Below are 26751 nucleotides of genomic sequence, written 5' to 3'. Positions count from 1 at the left end.
CCGCCCGTCCCTGTCACAGCGCGCTCAAGACCGCAGCCGCGGTCAGCAGCGCCAGTCCTGCCTTGATCAGGCGCCCGGACCTCTTCAGGCCCTTGTACTTGGCCACGGCGATACGAGAGAGGACGCGGAGCTCGTCCAGTCCGTAGTCGGCGGCGAGCGCATCACGCAACTCGGCCCTGTCGCATTCCGACCACGTCAGGAAGCTGCCTCGGCCCGAAGCGTCGAGGCGGGGAAGAACGACACCCAGGAGCGACCAGGCCGCGGCCGCGGCCGCGCCACTGCCGACGGCTGCGAGAACCACAACCGGCCACGGCTGGTGAAACAGGTCCCTCGCGTGGCCGGCGAAGGCGGCGACAGCGACAGCAAGGCCGGCGAGAACGACCGAAGCCTGCGTGTTGGCGCTCTGCAGCTCGGAGCGCACGACGGCCGTCTCCTCCTGTATGCGGGTAGCCATGGCGATGCCTCGTTCCTGTGGGAAACCCTGACGTCCCAACCGTCCGACGCCATGCGTGCTCCGCAAGGGTCCGCATCGGCCACCCGGTCGACCTCCCCAGCCCGGGGACGTCCCCGCCACATCACGATCGGGTCTCACTGGCGCCCCAGCGCCACCTCCCCCCTTGTCACAGCCCCGTGTAATCGTTTCCAATCCTCCGTGTAATCGATTCCACAAGGAGGTGGACCGACGATGACCCCGAGTTCGGTGAGCATCAAGGACGTCGCGGCCGAGGCCGGTGTGTCCGTTGCCACCGTGTCGCGCGTCCTGAACAGTCACCCCTCCGTCAGCCCCGCGTCCCGCGCCCGGGTCGTCGCCGCCGTCGAGGCGCTCGGGTACCGGCCCAACGCCGTCGCCCGGTCCCTGCGCACCGACCAGACCCGCACCCTCGGCCTGGTCATCAGCGACGTGCTCAACCCGTACTTCACCGAGCTGGCCCGCTCCGTCGAGGAGGCGGCCCGCGCGCTCGGCTACAGCGTGATCATCGGCAACGCCGACGAACGGCCCGAGCTCCAGGACCACCACGTGCGGACCCTGCTCGACCGGCGCATCGACGGGCTGCTCGTGTCGCCCACCGACGGCGGCTCGCCGCTGATGCTCGACGCCGTGCGGGCCGGCACCCCGATGGTCTTCGTGGACCGGTGGATCCCCGGCGTGGGCGCCGACGTCCCCGTCGTGCGCTCCGACGGACGGCAGGCCGTCCGCGACCTCGTCGCCCACCTGCACGGGCTCGGCCACCGCAGGCTCGCCATCATCGCGGGCCCGGCCGCCACCACGACCGGCAGCGAGCGCGTCGAGGCCTTCCGGGACGCGCTGCGCGAGCACGGCACCGCGCTGCCCGACGCGTACATCGGGCAGGGCGACTTCCAGGCCGACAGCGGGCGGCGCGCCACCGAACGCTTCCTCGCCCTGCCCGAGCCGCCCGACGTCGTCTTCGCCGCCGACAACCTGATGGCGCTCGGCGCCCTCGACGCGATCCGCGCGCACGGCCTGCGCGTCCCGCACGACATCGGGCTCGCGGCCTTCGACGACATCCCGTGGTTCGTGCACACCGACCCGCCGGTCACCGCGATCGCCCAGCCGACCGCCGACCTCGGCCGGGCCGCCGTGCGCGCGCTGGTCGACCGGATCGAGGGCAGGAGCCCGCAGTCCGTGACCCTGCCCGCCCGCCTCGTCGTCCGCCGGTCCTGCGGTGAGGGCACCGACGCGGACACCGGTGGCGGTGGCGGTGGCGGTGGCGGTGCCGGTGAGGACACTTCCGTACGATTTCGAAGGAGCAACCCGTGAGCGACCAGAGCGAGTTGCTGCGCATCGAAGGCATCCGCAAGACGTTCCCCGGCGTCGTCGCCCTGGACTCCGTCGACTTCGATCTGCGCCGCGGCGAGGTGCACGTCCTGCTCGGCGAGAACGGCGCGGGCAAGAGCACCCTCATCAAGATGCTCTCCGGCGCCTACCGGCCCGACAGCGGGCGCATCTTCACCGAGGGGCGCGAGGTGCGCATCAACGGCGCGCAGGACGCCGAACGGCTCGGCATCGCCACCATCTACCAGGAGTTCAACCTCGTCCCCGACCTGACCGTCGCCGAGAACATCTTCCTCGGGCGGCAGCCGCGCCGCTTCGGCCTCGTCGACCGGAAGAAGATGGAGGCCGACGCCGAGGAGCTGCTCCAGCGGGTCGGCGTGCAGGTGTCGCCGCGCGCCAAGGTGCGCGAACTGGGCATCGCCCGGCTGCAGATGGTCGAGATCGCCAAGGCGCTGAGCCTGGACGCGCGCGTGCTCATCATGGACGAGCCCACGGCCGTCCTCACCTCCGAGGAGGTCGACAAGCTCTTCCGGATCGTGCGCACGCTGCGCGAGGACGGTGTCGGCATCGTCTTCATCACCCACCACCTGGAGGAGATCGCGGCCCTCGGCGACCGCGTCACCGTCCTGCGCGACGGCCGCAGCGTCGACCAGGTGCCCGCGTCGACCGACGAGGACGAGCTCGTACGCCTCATGGTGGGCCGCAGCATCGAGCAGCAGTATCCGCGCGAACGCCCGGACACGGGGCCGCCGTTGCTGTCCGTCGAGGGCCTCACTCGCGACGGCGTCTTCCACGACGTCAGCTTCGAGGTGCGGGCCGGTGAGGTCGTCGGCCTCGCGGGTCTGGTGGGCGCGGGCCGCACCGAGGTGGCGCGGGCCGTGTTCGGCGCGGACCCCTACGACGCCGGGTCCGTCGACGTGCGCGGCGAGCGGCTGCCCCGGCACGACGTGAACGCGGCGATGGGCGCGGGCATCGGCCTGGTCCCCGAGGACCGCAAGGGGCAGGGGCTCCTCCTCGACGCGTCGGTGCGGGAGAACCTCGGCCTGGTGACGCTGCGTTCGGCGACCCGTGCCGGGCTCGTGGACCTCAAGCGGCAGCAGCGGGACGCCGCGCGGATCGCCGAACAGCTGGGCGTACGGATGGCCGGGCTCGGCCAGCACGTCCGCACCCTGTCCGGCGGGAACCAGCAGAAGGTCGTCATCGGCAAGTGGCTGCTCGCCGACGTGAAGGTGCTCATCCTCGACGAGCCGACGCGCGGCATCGACGTGGGCGCGAAGGTCGAGATCTACCAGCTCATCAACGAACTGACGGCCGCCGGGCACGCGGTGCTGATGATCTCCAGCGATCTGCCCGAAGTGCTCGGCATGAGCGACCGGGTCCTCGTCATGGCGCAGGGCCGGATCGCCGGCGAGCTCACGGCCGAAGAGGCCACCCAGGACGCGGTGATGGCGCTCGCCGTCGGCACCGCGGCGGTACGGAACGAAGAAGAAGCGGAGGGCTCCCGTGGCCACTGAAACCCTGAAGCGCGACGCGGGTGGCGCGGCCTCGCTCCGCCGCGTCCTGCTCGACAACGGCGCGCTGAGCGCCCTGATCGTCCTGGTCGTGGCGATGTCGCTGCTGTCCGGCGACTTCCTCACCACTCAGAACCTGCTCAACGTGGGCGTGCAGGCCGCGGTGACCGCGATCCTCGCGTTCGGCGTCACGTTCGTGATCGTCTCGGCGGGCATCGACCTGTCGGTCGGCTCGGTGGCCGCGCTCTCGGCCACCGTCCTCGCCTGGACGGCGACCTCGGAGGGGCTGCCGGTCTGGCTCGCGGTGGTCCTCGCCGTGGCGACCGGCATGGCCTGCGGATTCGTCAACGGCCTGCTCGTCTCGTACGGGAAGCTCCCGCCGTTCATCGCGACGCTCGCGATGCTGTCGGTGGCCCGCGGCCTCTCCCTGGTGATCTCGCAGGGCAGCCCGATCGCGTTCCCCGAATCGGTCTCGCACCTCGGTGACACGGTGGGCGGCTGGCTGCCGGTCCCGGTGATCGTGATGGTCGTGATGGGGCTCGTGACGGCCGTCGTCCTCGGGCGTACGTTCATCGGCCGCTCCATGTACGCGATCGGCGGCAACGAAGAGGCCGCGCGCCTGTCCGGCCTGCGCGTCAAGCGGCAGAAGCTCGTCATCTACGCGCTCTCCGGCCTGTTCGCGGCCGTCGCGGGCATCGTCCTCGCGTCGCGCCTCGTCTCCGCGCAGCCGCAGGCCGCGCAGGGTTACGAGCTCGACGCGATCGCCGCCGTCGTCATCGGCGGCGCGAGCCTCGCGGGCGGCGTCGGCAAGGCGTCCGGGACGCTGATCGGCGCGCTGATCCTGGCGGTGCTGCGCAACGGGCTCAACCTCCTCTCCGTGTCGGCGTTCTGGCAGCAGGTCGTGATCGGTGTCGTCATCGCGCTCGCGGTCCTCCTGGACACGCTGCGGCGGCGGGCCGGGGCCACGCCGGGCGCCTCGTCGGGGGCGGCCGGGGGCATCCGCGGCAAGGGGCCGCAGGCGGTGAAGTACGCGGTCGCCGCCGTGGTCGTGGCGGCCGTCGTCGGCGCGGTCTCCTTCTTCGACTCGGGCTCCTCGGGCACGAGCACGAAGATCGGCATGTCGCTGTCCACCCTCAACAACCCCTTCTTCGTGCAGATGAAGGAGGGCGCGCAGGCCGAGGCCGAGAAGGCGGGCATCGACCTGACGGTCACCGACGCCCAGAACGACGCCTCCCAGCAGGCCAACCAGCTGCAGAACTTCACCGGCGAGGGCGTGAAGTCGATCATTGTCAACCCGGTGGACTCCGACGCGGTCGGCCCCGCCGTGCGCGGCGCCAACAAGCAGGACATCCCGGTGGTCGCGGCCGACCGCGGGGTGAACAAGGCGCAGACCGCGACGCTCGTCGCCTCCGACAACGTCGCGGGCGGCAGGCTGGCGGCGAAGACGCTCGCCGAGAAGCTCGGCGGCAAGGGCAAGGTCGTCGTCCTCCAGGGCACGCCCGGCACCTCCGCGAGCCGCGAGCGCGGACAGGGCTTCGCCGAGGGCATCAAGGCGTACCCCGGCATCGACGTCGTCGCCAAGCAGCCCGCGGACTTCGACCGCACCAAGGGCCTGGACGTGATGACGAACCTGCTGCAGTCCAACAAGGGCGTGAACGGCGTCTTCGCCGAGAACGACGAGATGGCGCTCGGCGCGGTCAAGGCGCTCGGCGACAAGGCGGGCTCGTCCGTCCCGGTCGTCGGCTTCGACGGCACGCCCGACGGCCTCAAGGCGGTCGAGGCGGGCACGCTGTACGCGTCCGTGGCGCAGCAGCCCAAGGAGCTCGGGAAGATCGCGGTGCGCAACGCGGTGCGGGCCACGCAGGGCAAGAAGGTCCAGGAGACGGTGAAGGTCCCGGTGAAGGTCGTCACGGCGAAGAACGTGAAGGACTTCTCCTGACCGCCCGCCGCTCCGAGTACCGCGGCTGCCGGTACGGCCGCTGCGAGTACCGTCTCAGTGGCACCTCATCGTACGAAAGCAGGAACAAGCACACATGAACGACGACTACGAGCTGCTGGTCGTGGGCTCCGCCAACGCCGATCTGGTGGTCGGCGTGGAGCGGCGCCCCGCGCCCGGCGAGACGGTGCTCGGCTCCGACCTGGCCGTCCACCCCGGCGGCAAGGGCGGCAACCAGGCGGTCGCCGCGGCCCGGCTCGGCGCCCGCACCGCGCTGCTCGCCCGGGTCGGCGACGACGCGCACGGCGTGCTGCTCCTCGACGCGCAGCGCGCGGCCGGCGTGGACACGGTCGGCGTCCTGGTGGGCGGCGCGCCCACCGGCGTCGCCCTGATCACGGTCGACCCGTCGGGCGACAACAGCATCGTGGTGTCCCCCGGCGCCAACGCCCGGCTCACCCCCGAGGACGTCCGCGCGGCGGGCAGCCTGCTCTCGGCGGCCCGGGTGGTCTCCAGCCAGCTGGAGATCCCCCTGGACACGGTCGCCGAGGTCGTCCGCACCCTGCGCCCCGGCACCCGCTTCGTCCTCAACCCGTCGCCGCCGGCCCCGCTGCCCGCGGAGGTCCTTGCCGCCTGCGACCCGCTGGTCGTGAACGAGCACGAGGCCCGCGTCATCCTCGGGGAGGAGGCGGGCGAGACTCCGGAGGAGTGGGCGCGCGGGCTGCTCGCGCTCGGCCCCCGCTCGGTGGTGATCACACTCGGCGCTGAGGGCGCGCTGACCGCGGAAGGCTCGGACGGATCGGACGGATCGGACGGTTCCGGCGTCGTGCGGGTGCCGAGCCCGAAGGTCGACGCGGTGGACACGACGGGCGCGGGCGACGCCTTCACCGCGGCGCTCGGCTGGCGCCTGGGCCTCGGCGAGGACCTGCCGACGGCGGCGGCGTACGCGGTACGCGTGGGTGCGGCGGCGGTCACCCGCAAGGGGGCGCAGGACGCGTACCCGACCGCTTCGGAGCTCGCGGAGACCGTTCCGGAGGTCCCGTCCCGGTGAAGAGGTCGGGCATCCTGAACCGTCATCTCGCGGGCGCCCTCGCCGAGTTGGGGCACGGGCACACCGTGCTCGTCTGCGACGCGGGCATGCCGATCCCGGCGGGCCCGCGCGTGGTGGACCTGGCCTTCCGGGCCGGGGTCCCGTCCTTCGCGGAGGTCCTCGACGGGCTGCTCGCCGAGCTGGTGGTGGAGGGCGGGACGGCGGCGGACGAGGTGCGGGAGGCGAATCCGGCGGCGGCGCGGCTGCTGCGGGAGCGCCTTCCTGCGCTCGACCTCGTCCCGCACGAGGAACTCAAGCGCCGCTCGGCCGCCGCTCGCCTGGTGGTCCGCACCGGCGAGGCGCGGCCGTACGCGAATGTGCTGCTGAGGTGCGGAGTCTTCTTCTGAGGCCGGCGGGCCTTCGCGGAGCTGTCCGCAATGCGAACGCGGCTGACCGCAATGTGACCGGTTTCCGCTCTTGACGGTGGGTCGTCGCACCCTCAACATCAGGCAACGCACAGCTCCAAAGGCGCCCCGCGGCACCCGCGTCGCGGGGCGCCTCGCACGTTCCGTCCCTCTCGCTGTTCGGAATACGGAGCCCCACATGAAACTCTTCAGACGTGCGGCCGTCGGTGCCGCCACCGTGGCCATCGGCGGCCTGCTCGCCACCGCCGCCCCCGCCATCGCCGCCCCCGCCGCCCCCGCGCCCTCGCTCGCGGCGCCCGACATACCGCTCGCCAACGTCAAGGCGCACCTCTCCCAGTTCCAGTCCATAGCCTCGGCCAACGGCGGCAACCGCGCCCACGGACGCCCCGGCTACAAGGCCTCCCTCGACTACGTGAAGGCGAAGCTGGACGCGGCCGGCTTCACCACCCGCATCCAGCAGTTCACCGCCAGCGGCGGCACCGGCTACAACCTGATCGCCGACTGGCCGGGCGGCGACGCGAACCAGGTCCTGATGGCGGGCGCGCACCTCGACAGCGTCTCGTCGGGCCCCGGCATCAACGACAACGGCTCCGGCTCGGCCGGTGTCCTGGAGACCGCGCTCGCCGTCTCGCGCGCACAGCTCAAGCCGACGAAGCATCTGCGGTTCGCCTGGTGGGGCGCCGAGGAGCTGGGCATGGTCGGCTCGCGCTACTACGTCAACAACCTGCCCGCCGCGGACCGTTCGAAGGTCAGCGGCTATCTGAACTTCGACATGATCGGTTCGCCGAACCCGGGCTACTTCGTCTACGACGACGACCCCACGATCGAGAAGACGTTCAAGGACTTCTACGCGGGCCTCAACGTCCCCACGGAGATCGAGACGCAGGGCGACGGCCGCTCGGACCACGCCCCGTTCATGAACGTCGGCATCCCGGTCGGCGGTCTCTTCACCGGCGCCGAACGCGCCAAGTCCAGCGCCCAGGCGCAGAAGTGGGGCGGCACGGCGGGCCAGGCCTTCGACCGCTGCTACCACTCGTCCTGCGACACCACGTCGAACATCAACGACACGGCACTGGACCGCAACAGCGACGCCATCGCCCACGCGGTCTGGGCCCTCGGCGCCGGCACCACGGTCCCGCCCGGCGACGCGTACGAGAACACCACGGACGTCGCCGTCCCGGACAACGGCCCCGCGGTGACCTCCACGGTGGACGTGACCGGCCGCACCGGCAACGCCCCGGCCACGCTCAAGGTCGACGTCGACATCCGGCACACCTGGCGCGGCGACGTGGTCGTCGACCTGCTCGCACCCGACGGCACGGCGTACCGCCTGAAGAACTCCAGCGGCAACGACTCGGCGGACAACGTCATCGCGACGTACACGGTCGACGCGTCCAGCGAGCCGGCCAACGGCGCCTGGAAACTGCGCGTCCAGGACGTCGCCGCGCAGGACACGGGCTACATCAACAGCTGGAAGCTGACGTTCTGACGCACTGACGTTCTGACGCACTGACGCACTGACTGCAAGGATCCCGCAAGCCTCGCGCAAGCTTTCCGCCCGCGCTCCGGGGCACCCCCGACCCGAAGCGTCCTGTCCATCAGGAGAACACAACACCGGGGGGCACCATGGCGGTTGAGAGCAGAGCCATCGCGACGAAGCCGTTACCCGGGTCCGGGGTCCGCCCCGGATCCGGGCACGACACGCAGTGGCTGACCCTGACCGACTGCAAGCGCGTCCTGGTCGTCGTGCACACCGAGGTGTACGGCGGCCGGCTGCGGGACCTGCTTCCGCTCCTGGAGTCGGACCTGCGGATCCAGACCCACTTCACGATCGCACCCCACGCCTTCAACGCCGGGGCGGAGCGCGTGCTGCGCGCCCTGGGCGACACGGTGCTGCCGTGGGAGGCGGCGCTGCGCATGGAGTTCGACCTCGTCCTCGCGGCCGGCTCCCAGGGTGTGCACCGGCTGCGGGGCCCGCTGCTGCGGATGCCGCACGGCGCGGGACACATCAAACTGTCCCGCCTCACCGACGACCGCGACCCGGGCGCGCCCCGGACCGTCGGCGAGCTGGGGCGGCAGTATCTGACGCGGCACGGAAAGGTGGTGCCGAGGGCGCTGGCGCTCGCCCACCGCGAGGAGCTCGCCACCCTGGCCCGCACGTGTCCTGAGGCCCTGCCCGTCAGCGAGGTCGTGGGGGACGCCTGCCACGACCGGCTGGTGGCGAGCCTGCCGCTGCGGCGGCGGTACCGCGCGGCGCTGGGACTGCGCCGCGGACAGCGCCTGGTCCTCGTCTCCTCGACCTGGGGCCTCGGTTCGTCGTTCAACCGTCTGGACGCCCTGCTGCCCCGGCTCCTGACCGAGCTCGACCCCGCCCGCCACCTGGTCGCGGTCCTTGTGCACCCCAACGTCTGGTCGGGGCACGGCGACTGGCAGGTGCGGTCCTGGCTGGCCGCAGCCCGACGGCGGGGCATCGTCGTCCTGCCGCCGGACACCGACTGGCGCGTGCCGCTGATCGCCGCGGACTGGGTGATCGGCGACCACGGCTCCGTCACGCTGTACGCCACGCTCACTCGCGCGGCCGTCCTGCTGGCCCGCTTCCCCGCAGCGGACGTCAACCACGATTCGCCCGCGGCCGAGCTGGCCAGGACCGCGCCCGCCCTCTCGCCCGCGCACCCGCTCGGTGAGCAGCTCGCCTACGCGCGGGCCGAGTACCCCGCCGCGGAGTACGAGCGGATCGGGCGGCGCATCTCGTCCGAGCCGGGCCGGTTCGCCCGCAACACCCGGAAGTTGATGTACCGGCTCCTCGAACTCGGCGAGCCCGCCTACGAGGCGTCGCTCCCGCCGCTGCCGGTCCCGGCGCCGCCCGGCGAGCTCCCGTCATGAGCGCGCTCACCGGTCCGGCCGGTCCGGCCGGCCCGGACGATCCGGTGATCGTCTGCCTGGACGGCCAGGGCTACTGCGACTGCTGCGGCTGCTTCTGCTGCTGCGGTTGTTGCTGCCGCTGTCGTACCGGGGAGACGTGGCGGCAGTGCGCCGACGTGCTGTACACGGGCCGCCCGCGCCCGTGCCGGGCGGCGGCGTCACTGGCCGCGCGGGCCCTGCGGCGCTACCCGGGATGCGCGCTGGTGGTGGTGCGCCGGTCGGAGGGCGGCTGGCTCCCCCACACCCGCCGTACGTTCCGGCCGTCCGTGCACCACCCGTCCTCAACGGCCCTGTCACCCCGTGAGGTCACACGGCTGCTGTGCGAGTGGTACGCGGAACTCGTCGCCGCGACCTCAAGCCTCAACCCCGCAACCGCTCCCGCACCCGCCGTACGTCAGGGGCGCTGACGGATTCGTAGCGGGCCAGGGCCTGCTCGTACCAGTGCCTGGCCCGCTCCGGTTCCCGTCGCTCCTCGGCCGCCTCGCCGAGCATCTCCAGCACGCGCGCCTGCCAGTGCACGGACCCTGTCGCCTCGAACTCGCGGATAGCCCGGGCCAGTTGTGTTTCCGCCGCCTCGACGGCGGTCGTGTCGTCGCCCGCGCACCGCAGGGCGGCCTGCCCGAGGAAGGCCAGGGCGCGGGCCGCGTCGTACGGGTCGTCCTCGGCCAGCAACTCCGCCCGGGCCGCCGTCAGATGGGGCAGCGCCTCATGGGGCCGCCCGTCCGCCAGCGCCACGTCCCCCAGGCAGATCCTGGTCAGGGCGGCACCGCGCCGGTAGCCGATCTCCTCGCGCAGCGGCAGAGCGAGCCGGAAGTACCGAGCGGCCTCGGCGAGCCGTCCGGCCAGCCGATGCGACTGCCCAAGGCCGTGCAGAGCCTGCGCTTCGGCCCGCCGGGCGGCCGTCCCTTCGTCCCGGGAAGGGGAGTCCGTGCCCGGCGCCCGGCCGCCTTCCAGCGCGGCCACCCTCTCCCGCGCCACCTCCAGCGCGTGGCCGAACCAGGCCACCGCTTCGTCGTGCCGGCCCGCGTTGCGCAGGCCCGTGCCGCCGGAGGTGAGCATCTGGCTCTCGGCCGCCCTGTCGCCGGCGCGGCGGGCCGCCGCGAGGCCGATCTCGTGGGCCTCGATCCACAGGTCGTACGGTCGCAGGCGCAGGAAGAGCGGGAACATGGCGTCGGCGAGCATCCAGGCCGTGTCGTCCCAGCCGCGCTCCGCCGCGGTGCGCAGCGCCGCCATGAGGTGGGTGCGTTCGGCGTCGAGCCAGCGGAGTGCGCCGGGCGGGTCCGTGAACGGCGGGGGCTGGGAAGGGTGTTGGGCGTAGCGGCGAGGCAGGATGCGGTGGCTGGGGGTCAGGAGGGTTTCTGCCTCGGTCGCGGCGTACAGGTAGAAGTCGACGACGCGCCGCACCGCCGCCTCGGCGTCGGCGCGCCCGTCGTGGTCGGCGGCCAGCTGTCCCGCGTGGGTCTTCACCAGGTCGTGGAAGCGGTACCGTCCGGCGCCGGTGCGCGGGTCGGGGCCGAGGTCCTCCAGGAGGTTCACCTCGGCCAGCTCGTCGAGGAGGCGGTCCGCCTCGTCGACGCGGAGGGCGCAGGCCTCCGCCGCGACCTCGACGCTGAGCAGCGGCACGGGGGCGAGGCCCAACGTGCGGTAGGCGCGGGCCTGTTCGGGCGGCAGGAGGCGGTACGAGGTATCGAGGGCGCCGCGCACCGCGTACTCCCCCTCCACTCTCAGTGCGTCGAGGGCGCCGCCTCCCCTGCCGTCCAGCGCTCCCGCCATCGCGGCGAGCGGCTGCCGGGGCCGGGCCGCCACGCGCGCCGCGGCGACACACACGGCGAGGGGCAGTCCCGCGCAGGCCCGGGCGACCGACAGCGCGGCCTCGGGCTCCCGGGAGACGCGGTCGGCGCCGATCCGGCGGCGGAGCAGCTCCACCGCCTCGTGGGTGGCGAGGACGTCCAGCGGATGGAAGGCCGCGCCGTCCATGCCGAGGCCGCTCAGGCGTCCGCGGCTCGTCACCGCCGTCAGCGCCCGGGCGCCGCCGGGCAGCAGCGGGCGGACCTGGGCCGCGCTCACCGCGTTGTCCAGCAGCAGGGCGATCCGGGCCCCGGCGGTGGCCGACCGCCACAGCGCGGACTGCTCCCCGAGGTCCGCGGGGACCCGGTCCTCGCCGACGGCCCGCAGGAGCTGCCCGAGGAGTTCGCCCGGCCGTGCGGGGTCGCTGTCGGAGTGGCCGCGCAGGTCGGCGTACAACTGCCCGTCGGGGAAGGCGTCGGCGAGGCCGAGCAGCCAGCGGCGCGCCAGCGTGGTCTTGCCGACGCCCGCGGGGCCGCTGATGACCGCGAGCACCGGCCCGTCCTGCGCCGCGGTCGCCGTCCTGTGGAGCGCGGCCAGCTCCCGCTCGCGATTGGTGAAGTGGGCGGGCACGGCGGGGATCTGGCGGGGCACCGCGCGTGCCCGTTCCGTGGCGAGCGCCGCCGCGGGGTGGATGTGCACTCCGCCGTGGATGCCGTGCGCCTGGACGACCGTTCCCTGTACGCGGGCGTCCCCTCCGACGGCGTTGGCGACGTCCGGCGGAGCGGCGGCCTGTGCGGTGGCGAGCCAGGCCCGGAGGTCCGCGGCCAGTCCGGGCCGGTGTACGGCCTGTTCGGCCAGGGCGGCCGCGAGGGTCCGGGCCAGCTCACCGCCGTCGGCACCGGCCGGCGGTGACGCCCACGCGCGGGCGAGTTCGACCGTCGCGGCGTCCGCACGGGCGCGCACGGTGTCCAGGAGGGCGCGCGCCATCGCCGGCCGACCGGCCGCCAGCGCCAGGGCGGCCTGCACTTCCGGGGCCGTCACCTGGTCCATCGCCCGCCCTTTCCCCCGTTGACGCCCGCGCCTTTCGGAGCGCGCCTGCGTCCTACCCGTCCGCCGTTCCCGTCAGACCGAACTCCGCGCATTGAAGAGTGTTCGAAGACTGATTACGTCAAAACAAGCCAATGAGGTGAACCATCTAACGCCACTATTTGAACGATATTGACATCATGCGATTCTTTGACGCCTATTCAGAACACAGGCCGGCCGGCGGACGGGGGCACTGGTGGAGATCGGAATTCGCGTCCTCGGAACCGTCGCGCTGGAACACGACGGCCGTCTCGATCTTCTCGGCTCCGCGAAAGAACGCCTGGTCCTCGCGGCCCTGGCCCTCGATGCGGGCCGGCCCGTCTCCCTGGACACCCTGATCCACCGCCTGTGGGAGGACACCCCGCCCGCCAAACCCCGCGCGGGCCTGCACACCTACGCCGCCCGCATCCGCCGCCGCCTCCGGGCCGCCGGCAGCGACGGACCGCTCGTGCAGCAAGCCCACACGTACCTGCTCGACATCCGCCCGGAGCAGGTCGACTGCCACCGGTTCGAACAGCTCGCCGCCCGGGCCCGCACCCTGGCCGACGACGCCGACGACGGAGCCGCCCTCGACCTGCTGCGGGAAGCCGCCGCCCTCTGGCATGGCGAGCCGCTGGCCGGGCTGAGCGGCCTCTGGGTGGAGAGCGTCCGCGCGACCCTGTCGCAGAAGCAGCTGGCCGCCCATCTGACCCGGTTCGGGATCGAGCTCCGCAGGGGCCGTTTCGCCGAGCTCGTGCCCGACGTGGCCGCCCTCCTCGACCGGCACCCCGGCGACGAGACACTGGCCGCCCAGCTCATGACCGCGACGTACGGCTGCGGCCGGCAGGCCGACGCCCTCCAGGTGTACGAAACCGTCCGCCGCCACCTCCGCGAGCACCTCGGCGCCGACCCCGGCGAAGCGCTCGCGCGCCTGCACCGCGCCGTCCTGACCAGGGCCCCACTGGGTGAACTGCTCCCCCGCAGGGAACCACGGGTCGCCACTCCGCACACCCTGCCCCGGCACGCCGACCTCGTCGGCCGCCAGGCGGAGTTGGCGGCCATCACCCGGGCGGCGGGCCGGGCCGCGGACCGGTCGTCCGGCACCGTGATCGCGCTGCAGGCCATCTCCGGCATGGCCGGCGTCGGCAAGACGCTGCTGGCCCTGCACGCGGCCCGCGGCCTCGAACCCCTCTTCCCCGACGGCCAGCTCCACCTCGACCTGCGCGCCCACTCACCCGGCCAGGAGCCCCTCTCCACCCGGGCCGCCCTCACGGCGCTGCTGCGGATGCTGGGCATCGCACCCGGCGACCTGCCCGACGACCTCGACGACCTCGTCGGCCTGTGGCGCACCCTGCTCAGCCGCCGCCGCGCCGTCATCGTCCTGGACGACGTGGCCGACCCCGACCACTTGCGGCCGTTGCTCCCCGGCCCTTCGCCCTCGCTGATGATCGTCACGAGCCGCCGCAGGCTGTCCGGGCTCCCCGGCGTCCGTCCCGTCCTGCTCGACGTACTCCCCGAGGACGACGCCGTCGCCCTGTTCCGCGAGCTGGCCGACGAGCCGAGCGCCGCCCCGGACCGCGAGGTCACCGCCATCGTGCGGCTCTGCGGGCGCCTGCCCCTCGCGATCGAGCTCGCCGCCCGGCGCCTGGCCTCCCGCACCTCCTGGACGGCCGGCCATCTGCTGCACCGGCTCACCCACGGCCACGGCAGACTGCGGGAGATCCGGGACGGCACGCAGGAGATAGCGCGCGCATTCGAGGTCTCGTACCACACACTCAGCGCCGAAGAGAGAGCAGTTTTCCGCATTCTCGGTCTCCAACTCGGCCCGGATTATGACGCATTCACGACCGCCGCCCTTGCGGATCTTCCACTCGACCGCACGGAGCGTGTTCTGGAAGGCCTCCTCGACGCCCACCTCATCCAGGAACCGGCGCCCGAGCGTTACACCACTCACGATCTTCTGGGCGAATACTCGCGCATGCTGGCGTCCTCCGAACTGGCGGCCGCCGAACGGGAACAGGCACTCCACCGACTGATCGATTTCTACGTACAGGCATCCGACGCGGCGGACCGGCTGATCGCGCCGCGCCGCCCGCGCCCCAGCCTTTCCCGGCACGTTTCCGCCTACCGGAAACCCGTATGGAACAGCCCGGCCGACGCCCGGCGCTGGCTGGCGGCGGAGTGCTCGGGGCTCATCGCGGCCGAGCGCCACTGCCGGGCCAACGGCCGGCCGTACGAGGCGGCGCTGCTCGCCGGTTCGCTGGCGGGCTTCCTCCACGAGGAGAGGTACTCCGCCCACACCCAGGACATGCACCTGGCGGCCGCGGCGCACTGGCGAGCGGCGGGCGAGCCGGCGGCCGAGGTGTACGCGCTGATCAACCAGGGCACCGCACTGTCCCGCAGCGGCCACTACGACCGCGCCCTCGATGCCCTCGGGCGGGCCCTCGCGACGGCCCGGGGCATCGACGACACGACGGTGGCCGAAGTGCGGCACGCGCGGGGCGTCCTGCGGTGGAACCTCGGCCGCCTGCCGGAGGCGCTCGCCGACCAGGAGGAGGCCCTGGCGCTGCGCACGCGCTCGGGCGACCCCTGGCAGATCGCCCGCTCGGAGAACAACCTCGGCATCACCCACCTCTATCTCGGCAATTTCAAGGTCGCCGACGAGCACTTCCAATCCGCTCTCATGCGATTCCGCGCGGTGGGCGACACCCACGAAGAGGCACACGTACTCAACAATTTATCGGATCTCAGCCTCCGCATCGGTGAGAGAGAATCCGCGCGGCACCTTCTCCAACAGGCCCGGAATATACTCGCGACTTCGGGCACCACCGCGGAACACGCCATGGCACAGGTCAATCTGGCGAACACCATGGACGCGCCGGAAGAACTCGATGAAATGCTCGGCCTGTACCAGGATTCGCTGACCGCCTTCCGCCGTCTCGGCGACCGGCGCAATGCGTCGATAACGCTGCACGGAATGGGCAGCGCGCTCTATTCGGCGGCCCGCTACCGCGAGGCGGCCGAGCAGCACACGCGCGCCCTTGAGCTGGCCAGGAGCATCGGCGCGACACACGAGGAGGCGCAGGCCCTGCACGGGCTGGGGGCGGCCGAGCACCGCCTGGGCCAGGCGGCTTCGGCGGCCGCCCACCTCGCCGCGGCCGTGGCCGCCGCGGAGCGCGCGGGCGCGGCGGCCGAGGCGGCGCGCGCCCGGGCCACTCTCGCCGGGATCAAGGCGGAATTATCCGTTCCGGATTAACGTCCGGAGAAAGCGGATGGAGAAGTTCAGCGATTACCTTGCGCCACGCGCCGCCGCTGCGCAAAGATCCCGGCGGGGCAGCGAAATTCCGCCGTCCCGTACTACCAATGAGTAATGGGAGAACGTCGGCACATGGCACGAAAGCACTTCGCGGGACGCATGAAGAAGGCCCCGCTATTCCTGGTGGTCCCGCTATTCCTGGTGGTTCCGCTTGCCGCCCCTGCCGTGGGCGCACTCATCTGTATGCCGTCCGCGCTTACCACGCGCGCCTGACGGCGATCCGGCACGGCGACGGAGACCCCGCCGCCGTGCCCCTCCCGGAGAGGGAGTCAGCCCTCGTCCGGTGTCAGCCGGAGCGAGATGCTGTTGATGCAGTACCGCTGGTCCGTCGGGGTCGGATACCCCTCACCCTCGAACACGTGCCCGAGGTGCGATCCACACCGGGCACACCGCACCTCCGTGCGGACCATCCCGTGCGAGGTGTCCTGGAGCAGTTCCACCGCGTCCGTGTCCTTCGGGTCGAAGAAGCTCGGCCAGCCGCAGTGCGACTCGAACTTCTCCGACGACGTGAACAGCTCCGCGCCGCACGCGCGACAGGAGTACACGCCCTTCGTCCGGGTGTCCGTGTACTCACCGACGAAGGCGGGTTCCGTGCCGGCCTGGCGCAGGACCGCGTACTCCGTCGGAGTCAGCTCCGCCCGCCACTGCTCGTCCGGCTTCTCGACGTCGTACGCCATGGGTGGCATCCCCTTACTTCGACAGCTCGGCCAGGATCTGCGGGCCGAGGTCCGTGACGTCGCCCGCTCCCATGGTGAGAACGAGATCACCGGGCTTCGCCATTCCCGCGATCGCCCGCACGGCCTCCGGCTTGTCGTGCGCGGCCACGACCTCGGCGCCCGCCTCGCGGGCCGCGTCGATGATCAGGGCGCTGGTGATGCCGGGGATCGGGTCCTCGCGGGCCGGGTAGATGTCGAGGACCACGGAGGAGTCGGCGAGGGCGAGGGCCTGCCCCATCTCCGTGCCCAGTTCCTGGGTGCGCGAGAAGAGGTGGGGCTGGAAGAGGACGAGGATGCGGGAGTCGCCCTCGGCGCCCGCGGCGGAGCGCATCGCCTCCAGGTCGGCCGTCATCTCCGTCGGGTGGTGGGCGTAGGAGTCGACGACCTGGACGCCCGCCGCCTCGCCCTTGAGCTGGAGGCGGCGCTTGACGCCGGTGTACGACTTCAGGGCGCCCGCGAGGTTCCGGGACGGGATGCCGAGGGCGATGCCCGCCGCGAGGGCGGCGACCGCGTTGTTCGCGTAGTGCCGGCCGGGCACCGAGACCGTGAAGGTGAGCAGCTTGCCGTCCAGGAGGACGGTGACCTCGCTGCTCAGACCGCGGGCCGTGATCTTGTGGATGCGCAGGTCGGCGCCCTCGGACTCGCCGTACGTGACGACCTTGAGCTCTCCGAGGTCCCGGACGCGCCGGGTCAGCTCGACCGCGCCCGGCTGGTCCGCCGAGATGACCAGCGTGCCGCCGGGGACGATCCTGCCCGCGAAGGTCTCGAAGGATTCGTAGATCTCGTCCATCGACGCGTAGTTGGCGTGGTGGTCGAGCTCCACGTTGAGGACGATGGCGACCTCGGGCGCGTACTTGTGGAAGCTGCGGTCGCTTTCGTCGGCCTCGGCGACGAAGATGTCGCCCTCGCCGTGCAGCGCGTTCGAACCCGGCACGTCCAGGTCGCCGCCGATCGCGTACGACGGGGCGAGGCCGAGGGTGGCGAGGGTGACGGCCAGCATCGACGTCGTGGTCGTCTTGCCGTGCGTACCCGCCACCGCGATCGGGCGGCGGCCCTCCATCAGCGACGCCAGGGCGTCCGAGCGGTGCACGACCGGGATGCCCAGCTCGGCGGCGCGGGCCAGCTCGGGGTTGTCCGCGCGGATGGCGGAGGAGACGACGACGCAGGTCGCGTCGGACGCGAGGTGCGCGGCGTCGTGCCCGATGTGGACCGTGACGCCGAGCGCGCGCAGCGCCTCGGCGGTGACGGACTCGCGGGCGTCGCTGCCCGCGACCTCGGCGCCGCGCTGGGCCAGGATCTTCGCGATGCCCGACATTCCGGCGCCGCCGATGCCGATGAAGTGCGGTCGGTCCATGTCGGCCATGGACTGGGGCAGGCCGGGTGCCATGCGTGTGTCTCCCCTGGTGTTACGACTGGTGGTACGACGACTGAGCAGGCACCAGCCTATGGCCTCCCGCGGCCCACGCCGTCCGAGGCACCCGGCTCCCCGCTACGCCTCGTCGGCCAGGCTGTGCGAGAACAGCTTCAGGACCGGGACGCCCACCTTGTGGCGCGCCCGCGAGGCCCAGTCCCGGTGGAAGAACTCCTCCACGTAGTGCGGGTCGGTCAGGACGATCACCTCGTCGGCGTCGGCGTCCTCGACCAGGGTCTTGAGCGCGTCCAGCGGGTGGTCCTCGATGAGCCGCCCCTGGGCCGCGCAGCCCGCCGCGCGCAGTGCGGTCAGCGAGACCCGCAGCGCCTGCTCGCCGGGTCCCGTCGCCTCGTCGCCCTCCGGGGTCTCGCCCTCGCGCGCCGCCTCGTCCAGCTCGCCGAGGGCGACGTCGTCGATGGCCCGCAGCAGCCGGTCCGCCTGATCGCCCCTGGGCTGGAGCAGTACGTGGAAGGCGACCGGCTCGTCCCCGTGCAAGGTGGTGACGAACTCCACGTCGGCGGAGGTCAGGGCCTTCTCGATCATCAATACGCTTGTGAACACGCCAGGCGCCCTTCTCATCCGTGGGCCCCGCGTCCTGAGGCCCTTGCGGAAACCATCCTGCCCCGTGGCCGCACGGGGTCTGCGAGATCTAGTGTGCCCAGCCGAAGCCAAACGGAACGGCTGATTCCGCTGATTGTCAGGTTCGACGGTATCGGGTGAAGAGGAACCCGGCCTCCTCCAGTACGGACGCCAGTGCGAAGCGCGCCGGCACCTGGAGAGCGGACCCGCCCGCGATCCGCTGGGCGTCCCCCGCCGTCAGCATCGGGGAGACCGTCAGACAGAGCTCGTCCAGCGCCCCGGCGGCCACGAACTGCCCGAGAAGGCGGGGCCCGCCCTCCGTGAGCAGCCGGGTCAGTCCCCGCTCGGCCAGGGCGGGCGCCACCCGCTCCGGCTCCACGGTCGCGCCCTCACCGGCGATCACCACGACGGCGCCCGCCTTCTCCGCTGCGGCGATCCGGTCGGCGGGCGCGGCGGCCCCGGTCACCAGGAGCGTGGGCGTCACCGGGGCGGTGAAGAGCGGAAGGGAGAAGTCCAGATCGAGACCGGCGCTGACGACCGCGATGGCGGGCGCCGCCGACTGCCCGGCCGCCGCCCTGTGCCGCTCGAAGACCGCACGTGCTTTCGCCGGGCGATAACCCTCCTTGCGGACGGTCTCGGCGCCGACGACCACGGCGTCGGCGAGGCTGCGCAGGGTGCCGAAGATCCGCATGTCGGTGTCGCCGGAGATGGGGTGGGCCCGGCCGTCGTGGTGGGCCGCGCCGTCGAGCGTCGACACCATGTTGGCGCGCAGCCAGGTCGCCTCCCCCTCCGGGTAGGCGTAGGCGTCGGCCAGCTCGTCGAGGCTCCACTCCCGGTCGGCCGTCTCGTCCGTCCGGTCTGCTGTCTGGTCGGTCACAGGGAACAGGCGTCGCATATCCGCAGTCTTGCACGCCCCTTAAGCTGGGGAACCGTGTCGTCCTCCTCCGCCGCCTCCGGGCACCGCCCCATAGCCGAAGTGGCTCCGCTGTCCCTGTGCGCCCGTGAGCCCCACGTCCCGGCCGACCGACTGGTCGCCGAGATGGTGCCGCCGCCGCGCTTCGACTCGGTCCGCTTCGATACGTACATTCCGGACCCGAACCAGCCGAGTCAGACCGAGGCGGTCCGCGTCCTCAGCGGCTTCGCGGCGGGGCTCGGCGGTGCGCACGCCTCCGGCTCCGGCCGGAAGCGCTGGTTCCAGAGGAAGGCCGCCGCCCCCGCGGGCCCGCGCGGCATCTACCTCGACGGTGGCTACGGCGTCGGCAAGACCCACCTCCTCGCCTCCCTCTGGCACGCGGCGCCCGCCGCGCCCGAGCAGAAGGCCTTCGGCACCTTCGTCGAGCTCACGAACCTGGTCGGCGCGCTCGGCTTCCAGCAGACCGTGCGCACCCTCAGCGGCCATCGGCTGCTCTGCATCGACGAGTTCGAGCTCGACGACCCGGGCGACACGGTCCTGGTCTCCTCGCTGCTCTCCAAGCTCGTCGAGCAGGGCGTGGCGCTCGCCGCGACGTCGAACACGCTGCCGGGCAAGCTCGGTGAGGGCCGGTTCGCGGCCACGGACTTCATGCGCGAGATCCAGGGCCTGTCGTCCCACTTCAAGGCGTTGCGGATCGACGGCGAGGACTACCGCCACCGCGGCCTGCCGGAGGCGCCGGCTCCGTACTCGGAGGAGCAGGTCACCAAGGCGGCGTACGCGACCGACGGCGCCTCGCTCGACGACTTCCCGCACCTCCTCGCGCACCTGGCCAAGGTCCACCCGAGCCGGTACGGCGCGCTGACCGACGGGCTCTCCGCCGTCTGCCTCACCGACGTGACGCCGGTGCCCGACCAGTCGACCGCCCTGCGTCTTGTGGTGCTGGCCGACCGGCTGTACGACCGAGAGGTACCGGTGCTCGCCTCCGGTGTGCCCTTCGACCGGCTCTTCAGTGAGGACATGCTGAACGGCGGATACCGGAAGAAGTACTTCCGGGCCATCTCGCGGCTCACGGCGCTCGCGCGGGACGCGAAGGGACTCGTGGGCGAGTAGTCGAGTGGTCCCGCTCCGGCGGGCGGGACACGGGACGGCGCGCGAAGTCGGCACGTGAAACGGAAGCTACGCGCGTGGTTCCCGTGCACCAAGGCGCGTGGTACACACATCCGGTCACATTCCTGTCCGCCAGCAGGAGGTTGCCCATCATGTCTGCCACTCGACGTCAGGTTCTTGCCCGTACCGGTGCCCTGGGCGCCGGAATCGCCTTCACCGGCGCCCTTTCGGAACTTTTCGCGGGCACCGCCGCCGCGCACGGGAAGGCCGGATACGGCCCCCTCGTGCCCGACCCCAAGGGCCTGCTCGACCTGCCGAAAGGTTTCCGCTACAAGGTCCTCTCGCGTGAGGGCGAGCCCCTGCGGTCGGGTGAGGGCAAGGTGCCGGGCAACCACGACGGCATGGCCGCCTTCCGGGGCCGGAACGGCGGCGTCCATCTCGTGCGCAACCACGAGAACCGCGTCACCGGCAGGATCGCCGTGCCGACCGTCGGAGGTCTGACCTACGACCCGGCGGCCAAGGGCGGGTGCACGGCGCTCGCGCTCGACCGGAGAGACGAGGTCCTGGACGAGCGCGTCGCGATCGCCGGGACCGCCGTCAACTGCGCGGGCGGGCCGACCCCTTGGGGCACCTGGCTCACCTGCGAGGAGACCGAGGACAAGGCCGGTACGAACGGCTACACCAAGGACCACGGCTTCGTCTTCGAGGTCGACCCGGTGGACCCGCGCCGCACCGGCGCGGTGCCGCTGACCGCGATGGGCCGCTTCCAGCACGAGGCCGTCGCCGTCGACCCGAAGCGCGGCGTGGTCTACGAGACCGAGGACGCCTTCGAGAAGCCCTTCGGCCTCTTCTACCGCTTCCTGCCCAAGAAGCCGGGGGGCGGCCGCGGTTCGCTGCGCGCGGGCGGCAGACTGCAGGCCATGCGGGTGCCCGGCGTGCGCGACCTGTCCTCGATCCAGGAGACGGGCGCGAGCTTCGACGGCATCGAGTGGGCCGACGTCCCGGACCCGCTGGCCGCTCAAACGCCCATCCGCCACCAGGACTTCGGCCAGAAGGGCGTCACTCACGCGCAGAAGCTGGAGGGCTGCTACTGGGGCGGCTCGTCCGTCTACTTCGTGTCGTCCTTCGCGCGCAGCCGGGACGGCTCGGCGGCCGACCACTTCGGTCAGGTCTGGCGGTACGACCCGGCCGGCCGACGGCTCACCCTCGTCGTCGTGTTCGGGCCGAGCACCGACATCCAGCTGCCGGGCGAGTCCCCCGACAACATCTGCCTCGCGCCGAGCGGCGGCCTGATGGTGTGCGAGGACGGCGACGGCGCCCAGCACGTGTACGGCGTCACCCGGCGCGGCGAGGTCTACGCGATGGCCCGCAACCGCCAGAACATCGGCACCCCCGAGAAGCCCGAGTGGGGCGAGTTCGCGGGCGCCGCCTTCTCCCCCGACCACGAGACGCTGTACGTGAACTGCTACACGCCCGGCACGACGTTCGCGGTGACGGGCCCCTGGCACAAGTAGCGTCCCGAGGTCCGCGCTGCCCGGCCCGCGGTGACAAATCACTGGCGGACCGGGCTCCGCACGGACGAACATGACCCGCATGAGTGACCAGAGCGGCGAGAGCGACCAGAGCGGGCAACCCGCGCGGTGGACCCGGGCGACCACCTACCCCGACATGTGGGCCGACCCGGACGACGACCCCCGCGACAGCGAGGGCGGCAGCCCGGACGGCGAGCTGCCGACCCTGCTCGACTTCCTGACGCACTACCGCATGACCCTGCGCATGAAGTGCGAGGGCCTGGACCCGGAGCAGCTGGCCCGCCGGTCGGTGCCGCCCTCGACGATGTCGCTCCTCGGTCTGGTCCGGCACCTCGCCGAGGTGGAGCGGGACTGGCGCAACTGGATCAGCGACGGCGACCCGACGCCCAAGCTGTACGGCGAGCGCGACGCGGACTTCCACGGAGCCGTCGCCGAACAGGCCGTGGTCGACGCCGCCTTCGCCGACCTGGCACGCGAACAGGCGGCCACCGACGCCGCGCTCGCCGGCCACTGCGACCTGGGCGAGCGGCTGGGGAAGGACAGGACGTCGGTCCGGGAGCTGCTGGTGCACCGCATCGAGGAGTACGCCAGGCACTGCGGCCACGCCGACCTGCTGCGCGAGTGCGTCGACGGCAGGGTCGGCCAGTGACGGGCCGCCAACGGCCGCGCCGCGTCAGATCAAGCGGAAGAGGTCGGCGGCGGCCCGGACGTCGGTGAAGTCCTCGACGGAGCGCAGGTTGTCGCAGAGGGCGTCCAGGACCGAGCCCTCCTCGGCGGTGGGCGGGGCGCCGATGGCCACGCCGAAGACGCGGAAGCCCAGCCGGCGTTTGGCGTCGTTCCAGCCGCGCGTCCACTCCTCGGTCACGCCGCATTCGTCGTCGGTGAGCAGCACGATGTCGCCGCGCCTGCGGGCGGCGTCGTCGAACTCCTCCGCCAGCAGGTCGCCCGCCGTCGACAGAGGTGTCTGGTAGCTGGTGCCGCCGCCGAGGAAGGTCTCCGCGAAGTCGAGCACCCGGGCGATGCCGGCGGGCCGGTCGGCCGGGAAGCGGAAGACCTGGATCTTGTCGGCGGCGGAGAACAGGATGCCGACGAAGTCCCGCCGGGCGTGCCGGGCCTGGTCCAGCAGGGCGAGGGCGCACGCCTTGGCCCAGGCCTCCCGGGTGACTCCGCCGGGCCCTTCCCTGTACATGGAGTGCGAGGTGTCGACGCACGCGATGACCGCGCCCCGGCCGGTGGCCTGCTCTCCCCGGCTGTCGTAGAGCATCAGCTCCCCGGCGGCGTAGCGCGCGGCGAACACGGCGCGCAGTTCGGGCAGGCCGAGGTTGGCCAGCTCGGAGGGGACGACGCGGGAGAGGTCGTCGCCGAGCGTGACGCCGACGAGTTCGCCGGTGGCGTTCTCCACCTTGCGGGCGCGTTCGCCGTCGGCCATCTGCCGGAAGCGGCCGATGAGTTCGGCCCACCGGGCGAGGCGGCCGGTGCGCAGCCGCTCGGCGAGCCGGGCGCGTTCTTCGTACGGCATCCGCTCCAGCTCGCCGGGGCCGACTCCCCATGCCCGCGTCAGCGTCGCCTCCTGCCGCGCGGCCCGTGCCGCTTTCGCCACCGCGTTCCGCGCGGCGGCACGGTTGCCGGGGGCCGCCGCGGCGAGGGCCTGCGCGGCGCCCCGGGCGGCCCGCCGGGCGTCGGCCGCCGCGCTCTCGGCGGCCTGGCCGGCGGTCTGCCGGAGTGCTTCGGCGGTGGCGGTCGCCGCGGCTTCGGCGGCCTGCCGGGCGCTGTTCGCCTGTTCGGCCTGGCGCAGGGCGTCCCGGGAGTGCTCAAGGATCTGGCGCAGCGCGGTGGCCTGGGCGAGTACGGCCACGGCGGCGGCGTAGGGGTCACCGGCCGTCTCGCGGCGCAGGTCGGCGAAGTCGGGTGAGTCCACCAGCGCGGTGATGATCTGGTGGTGGACCAGTCGGCAGGGGTCCATCTCCGCGGGCTCGCGCAGTCGCGGGGCGACTTTGTAGGCGGCGAGGAACGCGTCGGCCAGCAGGTCGGCGGTGTGGCCGTGGCGCTGGTGCAACTCGTCGGCCAGCTCGCGCAGTCCGGCCGACTGCTCGTAGGTGTCGCGCCAGGCGATCCGGTCGAACCGGTCCGCGACCACGGCCGTGGTGTGCCGCTCGGAAGCGGCGGCGGCGGCCGGGCTCGGCCACGTCCCGGCGCGGCTCGCCAGCTCGTCGTGCGTGCCCGGTGCCTCACTCACTGCCCTGCTCCCCCGGCCCGCCGAGCTGGTCCCGCACGGTGCTCGCGTCCAGTCCCAGGGCCTCGGTGAGGACGCGTGCGCGGACGGCCCGCTGGCGTCCCGTGACCCGTTCGACGGTGGCGGTGGAGCGGCCCGCGGCGGCCGCCTCCGCGCGCAGCCTCTCCAGCCGCTTGCCCGCCAGGGCGAGCTTGCCGTGGGCCTTCGTGATGACCCACTCGCTCAGCGCCTCGCGGGACTGCCCGGCCATGGCGTCGAGCTGGGCCTCCAGCTCGTCGATGGTGTCGGCCAGGTCGAGCGCCTCCTTGGCGTCGGGGCTGACCAGGTGCAGCACCTCGCGCTCGACGGTCGGGCGCTGGGCGGGTGAGTCCCACAGCACATGGGTCAGCACCGACAGGTCGGTCTCGGCGACCGCCGGGCGCCCTGCCAGGTACGCGGATGCCTGGAGCAGGCCCACCGCCTGCCGCCAGCGCCGGTCGGAGGCGATGAGTTCCTTGCGGCGCAGGGCGGCCCGGAGCGTGCACACCGCGTCCACGATCCCGTCGGGGACCTCCACGGCCGGGACGGCCCCGGTCACGGCGTGCCGCAGATCGGCCAGCTCGACCGTGGTCCGCGCCGGCGTCCGCGGGCGGCGGACGGCGGAGCGGACCAGCGCGGCGAAGTTCGCCGGGTCCTCCAGATATCCGACTTCGAGGCGGACGAGGAGCCGGTCGTAGATCGCGGCCGTACCGTCCCCTTCGGGCAGTTCGTTGCTCGCCGTGATGGCCCCGATGAGGGGGCAGCGGATGGGCTCACCGCCGCTCTCGGGGTGGTAGATCCGCTCGTTGAGGTAGCCCAGCGTCTCGTTCAGCGCCGCCGTGGAGCACTTGAAGATCTCGTCGATGAACGCGATGTGCGCGGTCGTGGCGCGGCCGTCGTAGACCTGGCGGTACTCGCCCCTGGCCAGCGCGGCGACGTCGACGGGGCCGAACATCCTGGTGGGCGCGGTGAACTTGGAGAGGAGTATCTCCCAGTAGGACGCGCCCACGACCCTGCCCGTGAGCTCCCGGGCCAGCTCGGACTTGGCTGTTCCCGGTGGGCCGAGCAGCAGCGAGTGCTGGCCGGCCAGCAGCGTCGCCAGCAGGGTCCGCACCACGTCGTCCCGCTCGTAGAAGCGGTCCGACAGCTCGTCGCCGATCGCCCGCAGTGTCGTGGCGGTGTCCTCCGCGCCCATCCAGGTCGTGCCTCCCCTAGTACCCCTGGTACGCCGTCACGGGGTAGTGGTCCGACAGGTTCGTGTACCTGTACTCCTTGCCCCAGCTGGAGACCGTCCAGGGCGCGCTCTGCTCCTTGATCACGTTGTTGTGCCAGGTGGCGGGCCGGGCATGGCCCTTGCGGTGGAGGATGTGATCGAGATCCTCGCGCGGGTCGTCAGGGTAACGCTCGGCGGCGATGGAGTTGTCGCGGGTGTCGAAGGAGTACGGGTGGCCGGTGCGGGTGTCGGCGGCGGCGAGGCCGCCGTCGGCGAGCATCGAGGCGTACTCGGAGCTGCGCGAGTCGACGTTGAAGTCGCCCGCGACGATGACCTGTTCGCCCGCGGGGATGTTCTTGGCGTCCAGGAAGGCGTCCATCTCCTTGAACTGCTTCGCACGGGTGGCCGCGGCCTCCCCGCTGCCGCAGCCGGGGTCGGTGGACTGGGCGTGGGTGCCGACGACGTGCGTCCTGGTGCCGTTCACGTCCAGCACGGCATAGACGAAGCCCTTGTTGGAGTGGGCGTCGGAGCCGCAGGCGTCTTTGTAGACGTACTGCTCCTTGCGCACGACGGGCCACTTGCTCAGGACCGTCACGCCGCCGTCCTCCGGCGTCACGGAGGAGTACGCGCCGCCGGTGGCGTCCCAGCCGCTCTTGCTGCGGCCCATCACGGGGGTCTGGTGCGGGTACTGGGCCGCCGCGTTGGCCTTCAGCGCGTCGGACGAGGAGTTGTCGAACGCCTCTTGCAGCACGACGACGTCCTGGCCCCGGAAGAAGCCGGCGGCCGGTATCGCCTTGGCGCGGTGGTCCTGGCCCCAGTTCGGGTAGAGCGACTTGCTGAACAGGAAGGCGTTGTACGTGAGCACCTTGAGCGAGGGAGGAGCGGCGGAGGCGTCGGCGGCGGTCGCGGACGGGGCGACGGCGGCGAGCGTGGCGGCGGCGAGCACGGTGGTGATCGCGGCCGCGTGGGTCCTGCGCAGCGCTGTGTGCGACACGGTAACTCCTGTTGGCGTGGGGGTGGTTGCTGTCGTTACGGCTGGTGCGGGTGCTGCCCTTGTCCGGGTGCTCGGACATCCAAGCAGCTGGGATTACTTCTGGGGATACGTCGCGTGAACAAGTGGCCCCGCCGCGGCGCCGGAAGGGCCGCCTGGGGCCTCCCGAGGGTGCGCGGACGCCTTTTGGGGCGGCGGGCGGGGGCGCGTACACCGCCCGCGCACGGGCTCCGCAGGCACCCGCCCACGCCCT

20 protein-coding genes are annotated in these 26751 nt (G+C 72.5%); 11 read left to right on the top strand and 9 right to left on the bottom strand.

Annotated elements, in window-relative coordinates; translation table 11 throughout:
* Positions 1-13: 13 nt before the first annotated feature.
* Entirely contained in the window at positions 14-421 is a 408-nt protein-coding gene (locus AB0H82_RS12935) for a Pycsar system effector family protein (protein WP_362991857.1), read from the bottom strand.
* A gap of 264 nt (positions 422-685) precedes the next feature.
* Here AB0H82_RS12935 and AB0H82_RS12930 point away from each other — a divergent pair, with 264 nt between their 5' ends.
* The 7 genes from AB0H82_RS12930 to AB0H82_RS12900 all read left to right on the top strand — a co-directional run bounded on the left by AB0H82_RS12930 (position 686) and on the right by AB0H82_RS12900 (position 9577).
* Complete coding sequence (locus AB0H82_RS12930) at positions 686-1780, top strand: LacI family DNA-binding transcriptional regulator (protein WP_362991854.1); 1095 nt, start codon at positions 686-688, stop codon at positions 1778-1780.
* A complete protein-coding gene (locus AB0H82_RS12925; protein ID WP_362991852.1) occupies positions 1777-3309 on the top strand; it encodes a sugar ABC transporter ATP-binding protein in 1533 nt (510 codons plus the stop codon). The genes AB0H82_RS12930 and AB0H82_RS12925 overlap by 4 nt, the downstream gene beginning before the upstream one ends.
* The gene (locus tag AB0H82_RS12920; RefSeq protein WP_362991850.1) at positions 3299-5245 is read left to right on the top strand and encodes a substrate-binding domain-containing protein; all 1947 of its coding nucleotides are present in this window, start codon (positions 3299-3301) and stop codon (positions 5243-5245) included. The genes AB0H82_RS12925 and AB0H82_RS12920 overlap by 11 nt, the downstream gene beginning before the upstream one ends.
* 94 nt (positions 5246-5339) lie before the next feature.
* Positions 5340-6290 (top strand): ribokinase, encoded by a 951-nt coding sequence (locus AB0H82_RS12915; protein WP_362991848.1) that lies wholly within the window; start codon positions 5340-5342, stop codon positions 6288-6290.
* The gene (gene rbsD / locus AB0H82_RS12910) at positions 6287-6676 is read left to right on the top strand and encodes a D-ribose pyranase (RefSeq protein WP_362991846.1); all 390 of its coding nucleotides are present in this window, start codon (positions 6287-6289) and stop codon (positions 6674-6676) included. Before AB0H82_RS12915 ends, rbsD begins: the two co-directional genes overlap by 4 nt.
* Before the next feature lie 196 nt (positions 6677-6872).
* Complete coding sequence (locus AB0H82_RS12905) at positions 6873-8183, top strand: M28 family metallopeptidase (protein WP_362991844.1); 1311 nt, start codon at positions 6873-6875, stop codon at positions 8181-8183.
* A 137-nt stretch (positions 8184-8320) separates the two neighbouring features.
* Entirely contained in the window at positions 8321-9577 is a 1257-nt protein-coding gene (locus AB0H82_RS12900; RefSeq protein WP_362991842.1) for a hypothetical protein, read from the top strand.
* 399 nt (positions 9578-9976) lie between these two features.
* Here AB0H82_RS12900 and AB0H82_RS12895 read toward each other — a convergent pair whose 3' ends face one another.
* A complete protein-coding gene (locus AB0H82_RS12895) occupies positions 9977-12454 on the bottom strand; it encodes a tetratricopeptide repeat protein (protein ID WP_362991840.1) in 2478 nt (825 codons plus the stop codon).
* A 232-nt stretch (positions 12455-12686) separates the two neighbouring features.
* On the opposite strand from AB0H82_RS12895, the gene AB0H82_RS12890 reads away from it, so the two are divergent.
* Positions 12687-15725: a BTAD domain-containing putative transcriptional regulator gene (locus tag AB0H82_RS12890; protein WP_362991838.1), complete on the top strand. Its 3039-nt coding sequence runs from the start codon at positions 12687-12689 to the stop codon at positions 15723-15725.
* Between the two features lie 329 nt (positions 15726-16054).
* On the opposite strand, the gene msrB is transcribed toward AB0H82_RS12890, so the two are convergent.
* The 4 genes from msrB to AB0H82_RS12870 all read right to left on the bottom strand — a co-directional run bounded on the left by msrB (position 16055) and on the right by AB0H82_RS12870 (position 19386).
* A complete protein-coding gene (gene msrB / locus AB0H82_RS12885) occupies positions 16055-16462 on the bottom strand; it encodes a peptide-methionine (R)-S-oxide reductase MsrB (RefSeq protein ID WP_362991836.1) in 408 nt (135 codons plus the stop codon).
* A 13-nt stretch (positions 16463-16475) separates the two neighbouring features.
* Positions 16476-17888 carry a UDP-N-acetylmuramate--L-alanine ligase gene (murC, locus tag AB0H82_RS12880; protein WP_362991834.1) on the bottom strand — a complete coding sequence of 471 codons (1413 nt, stop codon included), beginning with the start codon at positions 17886-17888 and terminating at the stop codon, positions 16476-16478.
* A gap of 102 nt (positions 17889-17990) precedes the next feature.
* Entirely contained in the window at positions 17991-18473 is a 483-nt protein-coding gene (locus tag AB0H82_RS12875; RefSeq protein WP_362991832.1) for an indole-3-glycerol phosphate synthase, read from the bottom strand.
* Positions 18474-18609: 136 nt separating this feature from the next.
* The gene (locus AB0H82_RS12870) at positions 18610-19386 is read right to left on the bottom strand and encodes a pyrimidine reductase family protein (RefSeq protein ID WP_362991830.1); all 777 of its coding nucleotides are present in this window, start codon (positions 19384-19386) and stop codon (positions 18610-18612) included.
* Between the two features lie 36 nt (positions 19387-19422).
* Between AB0H82_RS12870 and zapE the strand changes: the two genes are divergently transcribed.
* The 3 genes from zapE to AB0H82_RS12855 all read left to right on the top strand — a co-directional run bounded on the left by zapE (position 19423) and on the right by AB0H82_RS12855 (position 22692).
* Entirely contained in the window at positions 19423-20514 is a 1092-nt protein-coding gene (gene zapE, locus AB0H82_RS12865; RefSeq protein ID WP_362991828.1) for a cell division protein ZapE, read from the top strand.
* A 149-nt stretch (positions 20515-20663) separates the two neighbouring features.
* Positions 20664-22025, top strand: a complete 1362-nt coding sequence (locus tag AB0H82_RS12860; RefSeq protein ID WP_362991826.1) for a PhoX family protein — start codon at positions 20664-20666, stop codon at positions 22023-22025.
* Between the two features lie 79 nt (positions 22026-22104).
* A complete protein-coding gene (locus AB0H82_RS12855; protein ID WP_362991824.1) occupies positions 22105-22692 on the top strand; it encodes a DinB family protein in 588 nt (195 codons plus the stop codon).
* Positions 22693-22716: 24 nt separating this feature from the next.
* On the opposite strand, the gene AB0H82_RS12850 is transcribed toward AB0H82_RS12855, so the two are convergent.
* From AB0H82_RS12850 to sph, 3 genes are read right to left on the bottom strand one after another with little or no spacing between them, the layout of a single operon-like run.
* Entirely contained in the window at positions 22717-24279 is a 1563-nt protein-coding gene (locus AB0H82_RS12850) for a VWA domain-containing protein (RefSeq protein ID WP_362991821.1), read from the bottom strand.
* On the bottom strand, positions 24272-25489 hold the full coding sequence (locus tag AB0H82_RS12845; protein WP_362991819.1) for an AAA family ATPase: 1218 nt from the start codon (positions 25487-25489) through the stop codon (positions 24272-24274). Before AB0H82_RS12845 ends, AB0H82_RS12850 begins: the two co-directional genes overlap by 8 nt.
* Positions 25490-25505: 16 nt before the next feature.
* On the bottom strand, positions 25506-26501 hold the full coding sequence (sph, locus tag AB0H82_RS12840) for a sphingomyelin phosphodiesterase (RefSeq protein WP_362991817.1): 996 nt from the start codon (positions 26499-26501) through the stop codon (positions 25506-25508).
* Positions 26502-26751: the final 250 nt, after the last annotated feature.

The sequence above is a fragment of the Streptomyces sp. NPDC050732 genome (assembly GCF_040654255.1).
Lineage (GTDB): Bacteria > Actinomycetota > Actinomycetes > Streptomycetales > Streptomycetaceae > Streptomyces.
The sequence above is the reverse complement of the archived record's forward strand: the minus strand, read 5'-3'. Positions and strand labels throughout refer to the sequence as shown.